This is a genomic window from Hymenobacter sp. (genome assembly GCF_036387835.1).
Lineage (GTDB): Bacteria > Bacteroidota > Bacteroidia > Cytophagales > Hymenobacteraceae > Hymenobacter.
The window spans coordinates 1-15,048 of record NZ_DASVSY010000066.1 but is presented as its reverse complement, the minus strand read 5'-3'; the positions used below and the strand labels follow the sequence as shown (position 1 = coordinate 15,048).

The following is a 15,048-nucleotide window of genomic DNA, read 5'->3' as shown; positions in this document are numbered from 1 at the left end:
CGTTAGTCGAAAGGCCAGGCTCCAATGAGTGGAGCCTGGCCTTTTTCATTTCTATTGACAAAGGATATTAGCGTACCAATTGCCGCTGCATCAAATCCAGCATCTGCTGCATGAGGCGCTGCTGTTCCTGCAAGTGTTGGTTACGCAATTCTGCCATAGCCAATTGGTGGGCCATTTGCTGCGTATACAGCGCCGTTTGCCAGCTGGTATCAGCAGCAGGAGTTGTGCTAGGCGCGGCCGGTACTGTCGCGGGGTCAGGTATTACTGGAGTAACTGAGGGCGCAGTTGGCAGCGGCAGCGGTGCAGTTGGAGTGGCAGCAACTGGGCTAGGTTGTTCCTCGGCTGGAACTAGCTTCTCAAGCTCAATGGTAGCCGCTGTTGGTACCGTTGATTCTGCTGCCATGGCTGGTGTTGGCTTGGGTTCCGCCTTCTTTTTTTCGGGAGCAGGACTGGGGTAAGCTTCTAGAGGTCGGCTGCTATCCGCTTGCTCTGGCTTGGAAGCATCCTTCATCATTGGCCCATTTCCTAGCAACAACCAATCTGCTGAAACATTAGGATATACTTCAAGAACCTTACTCATAAGGTCAAATCCTGGCTTATTCCGCTCATCAACCAAATGTTGCACAACAGTGGCTGTTCTCTCCAGAGAAGCCGCGAAGGCGTTCTTTGATATATTCAAATATGAAATAAGCTGCGCGAAACGCTGCCCTACTGTTTCTGCTCCGGACATATTCAAATGTTTATTACCCTACTGCAAATGTATACATACACAGCAATCCTTTACGAGTTGTGTGCTTTATTTTTCCAGGTAATGCAGCGTCAATAAAGCGGGGTGCATTTAGGCTTGTAGCTTCACTCACTTGATAAGGAATACCTGCACTCCAGCGAGGTAGACTTGAATTCATAGCTTCGCCCACTATAAGGAAGACAGCAATGGCGCGTGCGGGATGCAGAGCGAAGTCGTTCGAATGGGCCTTGTCATTGCCAGCGGTGGCGAGCTATGCCATGGACAAAGCTATGCCATGGACAAAATAGGCACAGATAGGCGCGGCTGCACACTGCACTACGTGCGCGTAATTTCGAGTGGAGTTGTCGTTAAGTAACCACCCTGGCCTCTCCCGCAGACGACGGCTAAGTTTAAGTAGGCAACTCGGTTATGGAGTCGCAGCGGCTTTTGGTTGGCAGAAAACCGTATTCATTACACATGTGCGCCGCGTAGCGGTATCAGGATGGTAGAGGCGTCTCTAATACCACTACGCGGCGCAAAGCACCCATCCTCTTTTTGCTACTAACCTGAAGCTGCTACGCGGCAACTGGCATTAAATAGACCGGCTACTAATTTCTTCAATGTGGCCTATCGTGTGCTGATTACAAGTGAGGAACAGTAAGGCACAAACCCTTAGAAGCTGTTTGCGTTAGTTAAAAACCGGTTCGAACGGTGTAGAGACGCATCTTTGTGTCTCGGCGCCCGCCCCAACCCGCCGATTTTGTTCAACGACGAGACGCAAAGATGCGTCTCTACATCGTTCACTGATTTCGAAAACGTAACGCAAACAGCCTCTTAGTATTCATCCTGGAACTGAAAAGACAGAAGGTGGTGCTGATTCAAGAACACTTCACGAGGATAAAAACAGCAGGCCATAGCCTCCGGTCCGCTAGCTTTTCAACTCCTCATCGTAGCAACACTGCCGCACCGCTTGGTATAGCTGTAGCTGTCACCAAAGCTTGTTTGAGTCCGGCAAGCTGCATTTTCAGACTCAGCAAAGCAGTTGCTGCTTGATGCCACAAGCCACAGCACAGCACAGCACACCGCCGGATTGCCACGCCTGTGACGCTTAGAAGCTTTACTTTGCTAGGTGGTAGCCACCCTACGGTGTACCTGCTACCTATACCTGCGGCTATCTGTTGGCCTTGTCTTACCTGGCAGCCGGTTCGTAAGTTGCTCTAGCGGCCTATGCTCCCCTTCCCTCCTACCCTTATTCGTAGCGCAGGCTCTCGATAGGGTCGAGGCTGGCGGCCTTGCTGGCGGGGTAATACCCGGAGGCCAGCCCAACGGTCACGCAGATAACTAGTCCTAAGATCATCCAGAACCACGGTACTAAGAAGGTGCCTTCGCCCACGAACAACGATACCGCATTGCCCATCGATACGCCAAGGATAATGCCTAGTGTCCCGCCCATGAGGCAGATAACAATGGCTTCGATCAGGAACTGCTGCCGAATCTGGAAGGCGGTTGCCCCGAGTGCTTTGCGAATGCCAATCTCGCGCGTACGCTCCGTCACCGATACCATCATGATGTTCATCAGGGCGATGCTGGCGCCAAGCAGGGTAATAAAGCCCACCAGGAAACCACCCATTTTCAGCCCCCCCGACAGCTCATCGAGCTTGGCCGCCATGGAGTCGGAGCGTTCTACGTCGAAGCTGTCTTCTTGCCCTAAAGGGTCGTGGCGCACGGCCCGCATCACGCCGGTGGCCTGGCCAGTGAGATAAGTCAGCTCCTCGGGCCGCGGGGTAGCCGTCTTCACGTCGAAGGTGAGGGCGCGCTGGCGCGGGAGCTGGCTACCGGTTTCCAAGGGGATAAGCACGAGACGGTCGGCGCCGCCACCTTGGCCGGTGCTACCGCTTTTTTCGAGCATGCCCACTACCAAAAACCGGCGGCCTAACAAGTACACGTATTTGCCAAGGGGGCTTTCGGCGGGGTAGAGTTTATCTTTTATTTCAGCGCCGATGATGGCCACATTGGTACCATTCTCCAACTCCAGCGGCGAAAATGCGCGACCTATCCCGAGGTTGTAGCTTTGAATCTGAAGGTAGTTTTCGTCGCCGGCAACTACTTGCACGTTGGGATTGGTTTTCTGGCCGTTGGCTTTCACTTCGGTGGCTCCGGAAATGAAAGCGGAAATGCCAACCTGGGCCTCGTCGCCGAGAGCTTGTTTATACTTCTTGGCTTGCAGCAAACTAATGGGCGGGTAGATCCGGCCCTGTACCCCACCCCGCCGGAACCGATTGGTGTAGCCTTTCGCCTTCATCTCGAAGGAATTAGCTCCTAAGCTGGCGAAGGTTTGGTTCAGGGAATACTTCATGGCATCAATAGCCGTTAGAATCCCGACCAGCGCCATGATGCCGATGCTTACGATAAGAGCCGTTAGAACGGTGCGCAGCAAATTGCTTTGAATGGAACGGAAAGCCTCCTTGATGTTTTCTAGCAGATGCATAACGACAGAACAAAAAGGCGCGAACGGCGCAAAATCCAGCTTAACTTACCATGCAAAATAGCCGTTCAAGAAGCGGATGGGGCACGCAATGTAGCGGGTTTCCGGCAGATTCAGACGCCAACTAACTGCCCTTGACAGTAGCCTATGATATTTGATTATTTTAATTTTATACAATCTAAATTAGGTCCAAGTTTCAAGTATAATTCAGTAAATTAGTTTTCACTGAAGACCTATGCTTTCTTTTCGCATAGGCCTATATTCAGCTTGCTAAGCGCCTGTAATGGTGTTTTGGTGTTTGGTTTTCAACTTCTGCTCTATGACTTTCTCTCGTTTTCTTCTGCTAGTGCTGCTGGCAACCGGCTTGGCGGCTCCCCTGACGGCCCGTGCCAATCATGTTCTTATTCCGATGGATCAGACGCAGAAAGAGCACCTCAAGGCGTATGGTATTGCCTACTGGCTGCTTACCAAGCAAGTAGAGGTCGACTGGCTGCTCAACTACCGCGGGGGCTCTTTTGCCTGCGAAGTAGCGGCGGGCGTAGAAAACGAAATGGCCGTGCGCAACGTTTCCTACCAAGTCATTAGTGAGGCGCAGTACACCAGCATTCTTTCGGAAATAGCCGACCCCAACGCCAACATGGACGTGATGAAACTGGAGAAGGTGCCCAAAATTGCGGTGTACACGCCCAAGGGAAAGCAGCCGTGGGACGACGCCGTAACTATGGTGCTAGGCTACGCCGAAATTCCCTACGACCAGATCTACGACGACGATGTGCTGGACGGTAAGCTGCCCAAGTACGACTGGCTGCACCTGCACCATGAAGATTTTACGGGCCAAAACGGAAAGTTCTACTCTATGTACCGCAACCGGCCCTGGTACCAGCAGCAAATCCGGGAAGCCGAAGCAGCGGCCAAGCGTCACGGCTTCACCAAAACCTCGCAGATGAAAGCGGCCGTGGTAACCAAGATGCAGGAGTTTATTGCCGGCGGTGGCTTCCAGTTTGCCATGTGCTCGGCCACCGATACCTACGATATTGCCCTGGCGGGTTTGGGCGTAGATATGGCCGAAAGCATGTACGATGGCGACCCCGCTGACCCCGCCGCCCAAAGCAAGCTCAACTTCAACCGCACCCTGGCTTTCAAAGACTTCCAGATCGTGCGCGACCCGTACCAGTACGAGTTCAGCAACATCGACATGGATCCGCGTGAACGGGGCGTGTACGAAGACAACGACTACTTCCAGCTCTTCACCTTCTCGGCTAAGTACGACCCCGTGCCCACCATGCTCACGCAGGACCACGAGAAAACCATCAAGGGCTTTATGGGCCAGACCACCGCTTTCCGCAAGAGCCTCATCAAGTCGGATGTGGTGGTGATGGGTGACAACAAGGCCTCGGGCGAGGTGCGCTACATGCACGGCACGCTTGGCAAAGGCACCTGGACCTTCTACGGCGGCCACGACCCCGAAGACTACCAGCACCTGGTAGAGGAAGAGCCAACCGATCTGGCTTTACACCCCAACTCGCCCGGCTACCGCCTGATTTTGAACAACGTCCTGTTCCCGGCCGCTAAGAAAAAGAAGCAGAAGACCTGATCTATAAGCTTGTTATTTCTGCGTATCAAGCGGCAAGAGCAAGTAGCATAGTGTAACGCGGAAATCCGTTCCGCGACGAGCGGAGCGAGTATCCGGTATTGCGCCATAAGTGCTTACGCGTAGGAACTCGCTCCGCTCGTTGCGGAACGGATTTCCGCGCTACACTGCATTACGTACTTCAATACTATTGCTAATTGGTGTCAAGCTCAATGACCAGCCGGGCCGGTTCGAGCAGGGCGTCGGTGTGGCGACACGTCCATTTAGCGCCGCGTGGAAGGCCTGCTATGGTGTTGCCGTCCTCTATTACGAGGCCATTTTCGAAAAGATAGTAGCCATAGCTGGTCAGCAAGCCTACTACCTTATTAGGGTCTAGTCCCGCGAAACGAATCTGGAAGTCGGGCAGGCCGAGCGTATCGAGCAGCATCTCTTGATTGGGACTGTCGGCGATGGTGTAAAAGCGCACGTTCATCAGGCCTTCCAAGAGGGCTCTTCCCCTTTCCAGATACGCTTGGGGTTCTACCAGCTTGCTGCTGCCTACAAAGTAGAGCGCCCGTGGCTGTAACGCCCGCACGAAGCAGTCGAGGGCTTTCTGAAACAGCTCCACCCGTACTTTATAGGGCAGGGTGCGGGTCATAAAATCCGTCACGATGACCTCGTGCCGACAGTCGGCGATGAAGGTGGCGGCTTCCTGCCAGTGCCAGGTTTGTTGCAAAGCTGCCGCGAGGGTATTGGTGCCGGAGGGCCGCTCGGCGCTGGTTAGCATCAACGACGCGGACACTTGCTTGCCGTCGGCGAAAGTGACGGGATAATCGGGAAAAAGATAGGTGTGCGAGTTGTCGGCATTATCTACCTGGCTGAAGCTACGGCGTAGCGCGGCGGCCAGCGCGTCAGTAGCTAGTGCAGGTTTATTGGCAAAAAGCAACTTAGCTGCTAACAATTCGGGCGCATTAGCGTCTTTCATGGATACGCGTATTGTTTGAGGTAGCTAATAAGCTAATAGCAGGCTGCTTCCTTGAATTAAGGGCAGCATAAACAGCTTTTCTCACGTACTTTCCAAAAGCCCGACAGCAACCCTGTTGCTGACCGGTTTTATTTTGCAAAGTAAGAACGGTATCGGCCACCTCTTACGTGCGCTATTTTCTTCTAAACCAAACTCTATGAATTCCGAGCAAACCAATTACGGCTTGTCTATCAGCCAGGAAGAGCTGAACGTTCCGGAACCATTTAGCAACCCGCTACCCCGCGCCGTCCTGCGCCTCAACACCCACGTTCTACTCGACGGCGACTGGCGTTTTGCTCTTGACACCGAAGATACCGGCCTGCGCGACGGCTGGCACCTAGGCCACTACTACGAGCATCGGGCCCAGTGGCCGGGCTCCGTGGAAGAGCACATAGCCCAGGCCCACGGCCAGCACGAACCTACCACCTGGCACGACAGCGTGGTGGCCTGGTATGAGCGCGAGTTCACGCTGCCGGAAGTAGCCGAGCCGCTCAACCGCTCGATGCTGCAGCTCACTTTCGGGGCTTGTGGCTACGAAACCCGGGTTTGGCTTAACGGCCGCCTGCTTCGCACCATTGAAGGCGAGGAAATTCATTACGGGGAATACACCTCCTTCTCCTACGAGCTACAAGCCGAATACCTGCGGCCCGTAAACCGCCTCACCGTGCGCGTGGCTGACACATTGGATGCCGAAACGCCCCGCGGTAAGCAAGAGTCGCACGTATACAAGCGCGGCGGCATCTGGTACCAAACCTCCACCGGGGCCGTGCGCAGCATTTGGCTGGAAATGGTGGAGCGCAACCGGCTCCGCTCGCGCGTGGGCGTGGTAAGCGTGGTGGAAGACCAATTGGTGCGCTTCACCCTCACGCCCCGCATCCACGACCCGGGCCAATACATCTTACGCCTCCAGGTGTTCGAGCGCAACGCCCAACCAGCAACGGCGCCCCTGGCTACTTCCGATTTTCCGTTGCGGCTGGAAGCTGGCCAGAAGCAGCAGCGCGTGGTGATGGAGCTACCCGACGCCCAGCTTTGGTCGCCGGAGGCGCCTCGCCTCTACCGTCTGGTGGCCCAGCTCATTGACCAAGACGGCTACGTGGCGCAGATTGAAACCTATTTCGGCCTTCGCAAGATTGAAGCCCGTGGCCGGTACGTGTACCTCAACAACCAGCCAATATATTTGGATGGCATTCTGTATCAGCCTGGTACAGCTACATACGCCGAAATCCGGCGACACATGTACGCCATGAAAGAGCTAGGCTGCAACTTGGTGCGTGTGCACATTGCCGGCGTCGACCCGCGCATCTACAACCTGGCCGACGAGCTAGGTTTGTTGCTGTGGGTGGAAGTACCTAGTCCGCACAGCTCCACGGCCCGCAGCCGCGAAAACCACAAAGCCGAGTTGCTGCGCATGGTCACGTTGATCGAAACGCACCCCTCAGTGATTATCTGGAGCCTCTACAACGAAGATTGGGGCGCCCAGGACATTGCCACCAACCCCGAAACGCGGCGCTACATCGTGGACATGTACCACTTCATGCAGATTGCCCACCCCCAATTTCTGGTGGTCGACAATGATGGATGGCACCACATTTCTTATGAGGGCCGCCTGAAATCCGACTTGCTCACGGCCCACCTCTACACGCCTGACCTGCGCCGCTGGCAAGAATTACTCGACCGGTTGGTGCAGGGCGAGTTGGAGGGCACCGCTGCCTTCCCGCTAGTGGTCGGTGACCCCTTCTTCTATCGCAAGCAAGTACCGCTGCTGGTGAGTGAATGGGGTGGATTCGGCTTCTCCGACTACGGCGGCCCCAAAGACGCCGAGAGCCGCACCGAAGACATTCGTCGGTTCAAGCAAGAGCTACGCGCCCGCCCCATCGCCGGCGACGTCTACACACAAGCCACCAACATCGAAGACGAGCGCAACGGTTTGATTGATCCTCACTCAGGCGCCTTATCGGTGCCGCCGGGCCTGCTCAACTCACGCAGTGCCAGCGAGGCTGGCCAGCCAGAGCCGGAGCAATAACTTATCTTCTCTCTATTCCGTCACCACAAGAATGCCGCACTACAACTAACTGTAGTGCGGCATTTTAATTATCCTGTATTCAACCTAGTATTTAGCTGGCAAATACTAGTGGCAGTCAAGAGTAAGCGCCCATCCGCACAGAGACTGTCCTTCCGACGCAGAAGGAATCTGAGTTAAGGTCTTTCAACGGCTTTGTCCAGATTCCTCCTGCGTCGGAAGGACAGTCTCTGTGCGGGTTAGCTCCAGGTAGATCTAGGATAATAGAAGCCTAACTCAGATTCGCAACCTCTAGTGCATTCGGTCGTCGCGGACGGGCAGGTTGGTTACGATTTCGCCTTCCAGCTTCAGCAATTCCTGCAAGCGCGTTTCCACTTCCTTGGGGTCGCAGTATTCTTTGGCGAGGTCGACATAGCTCACGAAGTGGCCGGCCTCCGACACCATGAGCTCGTAATAGAATTTGCTAAGGTCGGGGTCGGGAATGTGTTTCCAGAGCAGCTTGAACCGCTCGCAGCTACGAGCTTCGATGAGGGCCGACACCAGGAGCTGATCCAGGAGTTGCCGCTCGCGGGGGCCGCCTTTGCGCACGTGGGTTAGCAGCTGCACCACGTATTCATCGCGGCGGGGGCGGCCGAGTTGGTAGCCGCGCTTGCGCAGTTCCAGCAGCACCCGCTCGAAATGGCTCCACTCCTCGGCTACTAAGTCGGTCAGCTCATCTACCAGCCGGGTTTTCTCGGGGTAGTGAATGATCATGCTGATGCCGGTGCTGGCTGCTTTCTGCTCGCACCAGGCATGGTCAACCAGAATATCCTCGATATTCTTGCTGGCGATGTCCACCCACCGCGGGTCGGTGTTGAGCTTGAGCTTAAGGATAGTTTTTTCTTTGTCCAATCGAGTGGTTGTTGATAGTTGATGGTTGATTATTGAAATAGGTCTTCACTACTCAGCAATTCAGCAACCAACAATTTAACAGTCAAAATAAAATCAATCGAAAAACTGCCAGCGAATACCTAGCTCAAATCGGCGAGGCAAGCTGGTGTAGTAAGGCGTTACGAAATAACCGTCGCGCAGCAGCCCCTGGTTGATGTAGGCCATCTTCAGGAAAACTGCTACTGTGCGAATATCACCGGTCACAAACGCATCAGCAACCGCAAAATTACCGGCCGTGAAGCTGTTTTGCAGGTAGAACTGCTGCGTGTCTGGGTTGTAGTCGTAGGGCTTCCAGCTCGACTGATAATACACTTCGGCGCCAATTTGCCCGAACAGCGCTTTCTTGAACAGGTAGCCCTGATAATATATCTTGCTGTTCGTAATCAGGTCGGGAATGCGAATTTCATTTTCCTTGCCGCCCCTGGTTACGTGCACTTGGTTGTCGAAAAACAAGTTACCCACGTTGAATCGGTGCCGCACTGAAGCAGTAAGCAACTGCCGGGGCTGGTTTGACTGGACCGGCTCGGCAAACTCGTCGTAATACACAAGGTTAGTTATGTTTATAAGAGCGGCTGACGCTTCAAATCGGTGCTTCCCCAAGGTCTGGTCCAGGCGGACGGTAAGTTGGTTTACTTGGGTATTATCAAGGCCAAGGTCCGCACCGTAAGTCGATTTTAGCGGATCAAAGTTTTTACCCCAGCGGTAGTGGTTGCCACTGAACCGCTGCTGCGTAAGCGTGGGCGAATAGCTGGTGCTCAACACTTCGCCGGTAAGCGGCCCAAGCCGGGCAAGGCCACGCGCCCAGTACTCACCCGGAAAGGCGTATTCTCCGGCCGTTTCGATAGCAAATATTTTGTAGCGAAAATCGGCCGTACCGCCTACAAAGGCATTGCCGTCCTTTGTGTCGCTTAGTAAACCATACCGCTCGACCTCAGGGGGAACTGTAATGCCCGGCTCGCCGACGCGCCGCCGCGTAGTCAGCGAGGCACTTCGGAGGCGGCCATAGAGACGATACGTTACTGTTTCGGAGCGGCCCAACACGCCCACCGTATTCTCCACCTGCTGCAGCTCGGCGCGGTCGTCGGTGGCCGTGCGGCTGAGCAGCACCACCGGGAAGAAATTTATATCGTCGGTACCAGAGGGATTATTACCGATGAGTCCAAAAATATCCTGAAAGCGGTTCATCTGCCGGCGCCAGTCCACAATGTGGTAGGCCGTGAGGCCGCGGCCAAGCAGCCGGTACGTTTGCACGAAGCGCAGGCCGTCGCGGTGCTCGATGTTGGTAGCCTGAAACAAGCGCGGCGCTTCGTCGCCGTAGCCGAACAGCTGCTCGGGTACGGTATCGGCAGGGATGGTGACGGGGCCGTTCTGTCTTTCCGGCTGGGGCTGAATCCCGCCTTGCTCAACGGACCGATGGCGCACGTTGTTGTAATTGAACAGCGCGTGGTAGCGCCCGTCGGTGCTCTGAAAACGGGCAAAAAACAGGAAGTTAGTGTGCTCCACCAAACCGGTGCGCGAGTTGGTGGCGTACAGCTGATTGGCCGCAAACCGCTCGTAAGCCAATCCTACGCTGGCGTTTTTGTTTATGCTGCGCGTGTACGACAGCTCAAACACCTGCTCGCCGTAGGCGCCCTGAATAAACCGGAAAAACGTGTAAGGCGACTTGGTATCGTAGTACGGAATGGTGGCCGGGTCGCGGGCGTACCGGTCGAAAACGTTGCGGCCCAGGCGGGTGCCTAATTGGGTGTTGGTGCGCCACAGCAGCGGCCGGGCGGCCGTGCCTACGTGGCCCAGATCCTGATGGAAGGTGCTGTCGTGGTACCAGTTGCGAGCCGACGGAAAGTTGGTGAGCGTGGTATCGATGATGCGCCCCTCGGTTCGGTCGCGCAGCACGTCTTCCTCCCGGATAATGCGGGTAGTGCGAGCCCCGTAGATGTTCTTGGTAGAATCGTCGAGAATCTGCGCTTGTACCGAAGTGGCACTAGCCACCAGCACAAGCAGCAGAACGGGCAGCAACACCAACCGGGAGCTCCCAAACCGGGCTACAAAAACTAGGAGGCGGCGCAACGGCCAGTTGGAAACAAACACGGAGAGCAAGGAATCAGACAACAGCTTGGGGCTGAATAACGGCCGGGAGCAACTGGCGCAGGCGGTTTGCCCCGTCAGCCAGAAACTCCACGGTAATTGGAATGTAGAAAACGGACAGACCCACTATTTCCGTATGCAGCACGGAATCGAGCAAACGGGTAGCGTCTTTTTGCGTGGTAAAAATACGGCGCCCTGGTTGGTAATACGCCTTCAGCGCTGCAATTTCCTGAAGCGTAAACGCGTGGTGGTCGCCGAACTGAGCGTGGTAAACGATGTGGTAGCCACTTGCCCGCAGATATTCCCGCAAAGGTCCGGGCTGAGCAATACCTGTCAGCAGCACAATTTCCGAAGAGTAAGAGCCGCCAGCGGGCGTGGCTAAGGCCGCAGACCCTGGCAGTGGTATCGGCTCCCCGTACCTGTACGCACTAAAAAGCACCGGCACGCCCGGCCGACTGTAGCGTTGAACGCGCTGCTCTATTGCAAGCTGTTGCGCAACCGTTAAGGCGGGGTCGCACTTCGTGACGATCACCACATCGGCCCGGACAGCTCCAGAGCGGCTTTCGCGTAGGCGGCCTGCGGGCAACACCTTGTCATCATAAAACGGCCGTTGCTGCTCGGTAAGCAACACGCTAAAGTCGGGGCGCACCCGGCGGTGCTGGTAGGCATCGTCGAGAACCACTGTGCTAACCGTTGGCTGTAACCGCAGCAACTCATGCAGACCCGCCTGCCGGTCTTCGCACACTGCCACGGGCACCTGGCGCCGGAAGTGTTCGAACTGTTGCAACGGCTCGTCGCCGAGGGTGGCGGCCGTTTCAGTGGGACTGGCGAGGCGGAAGCCGCGGGTGCGACGGCCGTAGCCCCGGCTCAGCATAGCCGGGTGCTGCCCCTGTCGGCGCAGCTCCTGCACCAGCCAAGCTACGTGCGGCGTTTTGCCGGTGCCTCCCACCCGCAGGTTGCCCACGCTGATGACAGGCACCTTACCGAACCGTGCCGATGCCTTCCAGCCTCTATCGTATAACCAGTTGCGCACGGCCATGACGCCAGCGTAGAGCCAAGCAAAAGGCAAGAGCAACCAGGAGAGCAGACGGGGCATGCAAGCAAAGTTAGCGGACCAAACCCATCAGGTCTTCGTACTCGGTACATTGTCACTCAGATTCCTCTCCATGCTCTCCTTTGCCGACCGGCTGTTGCACTTCCTCACCACTTTTCCGGTGCCGCCTGCTCTCCTGGATGAAGTGGAGGCTTACAACCCCTATCAAGATGCTACTGTGGCGAGCCTAATGACGCAGTTCAACACAAAATATTACGCTGACAATGGTCCTCGCGTGGCTCTGTTCGGTATCAATCCGGGTCGTTTTGGAGCCGGCCGCACGGGCGTAGCCTTCACCGACCCGGCCACGCTGGCTGGCGTATGCGGCATCCCGAACGACCTGCCGCAACACCCGGAGCTAAGCAGCCAGTTTGTGTACCGGGTGGTAGCCGCCTTGGGCGGCCCCGCGGCGTTTTACCAAGATTTCTACGTGGGCTCCCTCTATCCGCTGGTGTTGCTGCGCCATGGCAAAAACTACAACTATTACGATTCAACAGCCCTCACTACCGCTCTAGAACCCGATATTCGCGCCTCCTTACAGCGACAAGTAGACGAGCTAGGCTTGATTCGCACCGCAGCCGTTTGCCTAGGCCGCCGCAATGGACTGCTGTTTGAAAAGCTGAATCAGGAATTAGGCCTGTTCGATAAAATTCACGTACTCGACCACCCACGCTACCTGATGCAATACAAGCGCCGCGAGCTGCCGCTCCATGTGGCCCGCTATGCGGAAGTGCTTATGTCAATTATAAATTGATAATAAGAATTAGAAACTTTTAAGGCTACTTCCCTGACTTTGGCGATGAAGCTGTCTAGGAAGTTGCTCGACCGTCCTGCTTGATCTGGCGGCAGCTTGTCGAAGCATCTCGCTAGGGTGGCAGAATCATTCGCCTTGGCAACGTCAGCACGCGAGATGCTTCCTTCGTCAGCATGACAGTTAGTTTGGCAGCCTCAGCACGCAAGATGCTTCGACAAGCCGCCGGATCAAGCAGGACGGGCTAGAGGAGTTAGCGGACTTCCTAAACGGCTTCGATATCTGTAATTGCGTCAAGACACACCGACATTACTAATCTCGGCAGCACTCAATTTTTAATCTGCACTTCTTAATTTCTAATTGAAAATGCCTACGGTTCAGGACCTTGCTCGCGTATTGGAAGCTGCTGCTCCCCTCGCCTACCAGGAATCATATGATAATGCCGGTTTGCAGTGCGGCGACCCGCAGATGGAAGTGCGAGGCGTTCTTATTGCTCTCGACTGTACTCCGGCCGTGGTGGACGAGGCCCTACGCCGGGGCTGCAACGTGGTGGTAGCGCACCATCCGCTGATATTTCGGCCTCTTAAGCGCCTTACCGGCGTCAATGAAGTCGAGCAGACGTTGCTGAAGGCCATCAAGAACGATGTGGCCCTCTACGCCGCCCATACCAACCTCGACAACGTCCGCCACGGAGTGAACCGTAAGCTGGCCGAGAAACTAGGCCTCGTAAACCTGCGAATTCTCGACCCCAAGCCTGGTCTGCTGGCCAAACTCGTTACCTACGTACCTGCCACCCATACCGAAACCGTGCTGGCCGCTCTTTATGCGGCCGGCGCCGGTCAGGTTGGCGACTACTCAGCTTGCAGCTTTCGGATGGAAGGCACCGGCACCTTCACGCCCGGCGCGGGCACCAATCCGTTTCAGGGGGAAGTTGGGTTGCCCGAAACGACAACTGAGGAGCGCGTGGAAGTACTGCTGCCCCTGCACCTGCAAAGCGTCGCCTTGCGGGCGTTGCGGCAGGCACATCCCTACGAGGAAGTGGCGTATGAAATCATTAAGCTGGAAAACAGCAACCAGGAGGTGGGCTCCGGCATGGTAGGCGAATTGCCAGTGGCCCTAAGCCCGCAGGAATTTCGCGCAAATCTGAAACAAGCCTTGCTGGTGCCGGTGGTGAAGTATACAGCCTTCGAGAAGCCTATAAAAAGAGTAGCCCTCTGTGGCGGCGCTGGCAGTTTTTTGATTGGCCGGGCCCGCGCCGCCGGTGCCGACGCTTACGTAACCGGCGACTTGAAGTACCACGAGTATTTTCAGGCTGAAAAACAACTAATGCTCTGCGACGTAGGTCATTTTGAGAGCGAACAATTTACCGGCGAAATATTCCAGGATTTGCTTGCCGAGAAGTTTGGAGGTACTTTTGCGCTCTTCATTGCCGAGACCCATACCAACCCCGTCCATTATGACTTCTAATAACGTCGCTACTGCCCCGGCCGATGTACCCGTTGCCAGCAAGCTGGAAGCCCTGCTCAACCTGCAACGCATTGACTCGCAGCTCGACGAAATCCGGCGCGTGCGGGGCGACTTGCCCGAAGAAGTGCGCGACCTGGAAGACGAAATTGCTGGCTACGAGGTACGCGTAAGCAAATTCGATGAGGAGATAGCCGCCCTCAACGACCAGATCAAGCAACGCAAGCAAAACGCCAAAGACGCCGAAGGCCTCATCAAGCGCTACGAAGACCAGCAGCAGAACGTCCGCAACAACCGCGAGTACGAGGCTATTGCCAAGGAAATCGAGTTGCAGAAGCTGGAAATCCAGATTTCTGATAAGAAAATCAAGGAAGCGCAGTACCAGATCGAGTTGAAGAACTCCGACATCGCCGGTACCAAGCAGCGGTTGGAAGAGCGCAAGAAAGACCTCACCAACAAAAAAACCGAGTTGGATGTCATCGTTGGCGAAAGCGAAGCCGATGAGAAAAAACTCATGGAAGAGCGCTCTACGGCCACGCAGCCCGTGGAAGACCGCCTACTGACTGCCTACACCCGCATCCGCGGCAACGTGCGCAACGGCTTGGCCGTGGTAACGGTGAAGCGCGATGCCTGCGGTGGCTGCTTCAACACGGTGCCCCCACAACGTCAGGCCGACATCATCTCGCACAAAAAAATCATCGTGTGCGAGCACTGCGGCCGGGTACTAGCTGATGTGGAAGCCCGCATTTCCTAAACTCTTCGTTCAGTGACTTTGAAAAAGAACGGCCTTAGTGCCGTTCTTTTTTTGCCTATGAAATTTCCCGTAGAGGTGCGCCGAGGGTTCCGCAGAGGCACGCAGCGAGTAGCTGTCTTACTGGCGCTTTTCTCTGCGTTTCTTG

11 protein-coding genes are annotated in these 15,048 nt (G+C 55.6%); 5 read left to right on the top strand and 6 right to left on the bottom strand.

What is annotated here, in order from left to right; all coding sequences use genetic code 11:
- Positions 1-67: 67 nt before the first annotated feature.
- Positions 68-403 carry a hypothetical protein gene (locus tag VF639_RS12325; RefSeq protein WP_331146210.1) on the bottom strand — a complete coding sequence of 112 codons (336 nt, stop codon included), beginning with the start codon at positions 401-403 and terminating at the stop codon, positions 68-70.
- A 1,573-nt stretch (positions 404-1,976) separates the two neighbouring features.
- The gene (locus VF639_RS12320) at positions 1,977-3,215 is read right to left on the bottom strand and encodes an ABC transporter permease (protein WP_331146209.1); all 1,239 of its coding nucleotides are present in this window, start codon (positions 3,213-3,215) and stop codon (positions 1,977-1,979) included.
- Between the two features lie 316 nt (positions 3,216-3,531).
- Here VF639_RS12320 and VF639_RS12315 point away from each other — a divergent pair, with 316 nt between their 5' ends.
- The gene (locus VF639_RS12315) at positions 3,532-4,806 is read left to right on the top strand and encodes an asparagine synthetase B (RefSeq protein ID WP_331146208.1); all 1,275 of its coding nucleotides are present in this window, start codon (positions 3,532-3,534) and stop codon (positions 4,804-4,806) included.
- Between the two features lie 190 nt (positions 4,807-4,996).
- Here VF639_RS12315 and VF639_RS12310 read toward each other — a convergent pair whose 3' ends face one another.
- Positions 4,997-5,767, bottom strand: coding sequence for a DUF4261 domain-containing protein (locus VF639_RS12310; RefSeq protein ID WP_331146207.1), 771 nt, complete (start codon positions 5,765-5,767; stop codon positions 4,997-4,999).
- A gap of 196 nt (positions 5,768-5,963) precedes the next feature.
- Here VF639_RS12310 and VF639_RS12305 point away from each other — a divergent pair, with 196 nt between their 5' ends.
- The gene (locus VF639_RS12305) at positions 5,964-7,829 is read left to right on the top strand and encodes a glycoside hydrolase family 2 protein (protein WP_331146206.1); all 1,866 of its coding nucleotides are present in this window, start codon (positions 5,964-5,966) and stop codon (positions 7,827-7,829) included.
- Between the two features lie 288 nt (positions 7,830-8,117).
- Here the strand turns inward: VF639_RS12305 and VF639_RS12300 are convergent, their stop codons facing one another.
- From VF639_RS12300 to lpxK, 3 genes are all read right to left on the bottom strand, one after another.
- Positions 8,118-8,717: a MiaE family protein gene (locus VF639_RS12300; RefSeq protein ID WP_331146205.1), complete on the bottom strand. Its 600-nt coding sequence runs from the start codon at positions 8,715-8,717 to the stop codon at positions 8,118-8,120.
- A 93-nt stretch (positions 8,718-8,810) separates the two neighbouring features.
- A complete protein-coding gene (locus VF639_RS12295; protein WP_331146204.1) occupies positions 8,811-10,865 on the bottom strand; it encodes a putative porin in 2,055 nt (684 codons plus the stop codon).
- Positions 10,858-11,937, bottom strand: coding sequence for a tetraacyldisaccharide 4'-kinase (lpxK, locus tag VF639_RS12290; RefSeq protein WP_331146203.1), 1,080 nt, complete (start codon positions 11,935-11,937; stop codon positions 10,858-10,860). Before lpxK ends, VF639_RS12295 begins: the two co-directional genes overlap by 8 nt.
- Positions 11,938-12,007: 70 nt before the next feature.
- Between lpxK and VF639_RS12285 the strand changes: the two genes are divergently transcribed.
- The 3 genes from VF639_RS12285 (at position 12,008) to VF639_RS12275 (ending at position 14,903) form a co-directional block, all read left to right on the top strand.
- Positions 12,008-12,688: a uracil-DNA glycosylase family protein gene (locus VF639_RS12285; protein ID WP_331146202.1), complete on the top strand. Its 681-nt coding sequence runs from the start codon at positions 12,008-12,010 to the stop codon at positions 12,686-12,688.
- 363 nt (positions 12,689-13,051) lie between these two features.
- The gene (locus tag VF639_RS12280) at positions 13,052-14,152 is read left to right on the top strand and encodes a Nif3-like dinuclear metal center hexameric protein (protein ID WP_331146201.1); all 1,101 of its coding nucleotides are present in this window, start codon (positions 13,052-13,054) and stop codon (positions 14,150-14,152) included.
- Positions 14,142-14,903 carry a zinc ribbon domain-containing protein gene (locus VF639_RS12275; RefSeq protein ID WP_331146200.1) on the top strand — a complete coding sequence of 254 codons (762 nt, stop codon included), beginning with the start codon at positions 14,142-14,144 and terminating at the stop codon, positions 14,901-14,903. Before VF639_RS12280 ends, VF639_RS12275 begins: the two co-directional genes overlap by 11 nt.
- Positions 14,904-15,048 lie beyond the last annotated feature (145 nt).